This window comes from Pseudomonas sp. (assembly GCF_037994325.1).
In the GTDB taxonomy this organism is placed as follows: Bacteria; Pseudomonadota; Gammaproteobacteria; order Pseudomonadales; family Pseudomonadaceae; genus Aquipseudomonas.
Genome location: NZ_JBBNAH010000225.1, coordinates 1 through 1,414, shown reverse-complemented (window position 1 = coordinate 1,414; position 1,414 = coordinate 1). Strand labels below are relative to the sequence as shown.

1 protein-coding gene is annotated in these 1,414 nt (G+C 63.8%); it reads left to right on the top strand.

Features of this window, described 5'->3' with window-relative positions; translation table 11 throughout:
- Positions 1 to 78 precede the first annotated feature (78 nt).
- Positions 79 to 1,414 (top strand): urea ABC transporter permease subunit UrtB (gene urtB, locus AAAB16_RS07570; protein WP_340662796.1); only part of this gene is annotated, 1,336 nt, incomplete at its 3' end.

The following is a 1,414-nucleotide window of genomic DNA, read 5'->3' as shown; positions in this document are numbered from 1 at the left end:
GGGGCCGGGGGTGAGGGACGCGTCCTACGCGAATCCCTTCCCACCCTATCGTCCGGCACGATCTCCAAGGACGCTCTTATGCTCTCTGCCCTGCTCCGCGCTCTACCCCTTTTCCCTCTGCTGCTCTCCCTGCTGGCGCCAAGCGCGCAGGCCGGCGACGCAGCCGATTTTGTTGCGGCCAACCCCGCCAAGCAGGCCACCCTGCTGGAAAGCTGGGCCGCCAACCCCGATAACAACCGTTTGGCGCTGATCGAAGCCCTGCAAAAAGGCCGCTTGGCCAGCGACAGCAACAAGGCCCCGTTTATTCAAACCGACAGCGGCTGGCAAGCGGCTGAAGGCGGCGAAGCGCAACCGGCTTCCGAGCCGAAAAAGCTGCCACTGAATAACCGCCTGCGCGGCTTGATTGGCACCGCCCAAGCCAGCCACCAATTGCTGGATAAAGAGCCGACCATCCGCCTGGCCGCCGCCCAGCAATTGCAGAAAAACGCTAAACCGGCGCAGCTGCAATTGCTCAATTCGCGGGTCGCCAGTGAAGACGATGACGCCGTGCGCGACGCCCTCTCCCTGGCCTTGGCCAACCTGCAACTGATCGACCCTGACCCCGCGATTCGCCTGGCCGCCGTGCGCCTGTTGGGCGAAACCGGCGACCCACAGGCACGTACACGCCTGGAAGGTTTGCTCGACCCCGCGGTGGAAACCGATGCCGGCGTACGCACCGCCGCTGAAACCAGCCTGGCGCAGGTAAAACGCCGCCTGCTGGTAGGCGAATTACTTGGCCAGGCCTTTAGCGGCTTGTCCTTAGGCTCGATTTTGCTGCTGGCCGCCTTGGGCCTGGCGATCACCTTTGGCTTGCTTGGGGTGATCAATATGGCCCATGGCGAAATGCTGATGCTCGGCGCCTACTCCACTTATATGGTGCAAATTCTGTTTCAGCGCTTGGCACCGGAAGCCTTGGCCTTCTATCCGCTGGTGGCGCTGCCGGTGGCGTTTTTCGTCACCGCAGCCATCGGCATGGCCCTGGAACGCACGGTGATTCGCCACCTCTACGGCCGTCCGCTGGAAACCCTGCTGGCCACCTGGGGCATCAGCCTGATGCTGATTCAACTGGTGCGCGTGCTGTTCGGCGCGCAGAACGTTGAAGTGGCCAACCCGGCGTGGCTGTCCGGCGGCGTGCAAGTGCTGCCCAACCTGGTGCTGCCGTACAGCCGCATGGTGATCATCGGTTTTGCCCTGTTTGTGGTGGTGCTCACCTGGCTGCTGCTGAACAAAACCCGTTTAGGCCTGAACGTGCGTGCGGTCACCCAGAACCGCAACATGGCCGCCTGCTGCGGCGTGCCCACCGGCCGTGTGGACATGCTCGCCTTCGGCCTCGGCTCGGGCATCGCCGGTCTCGGTGGCGTGGCCCTGAGCCAGA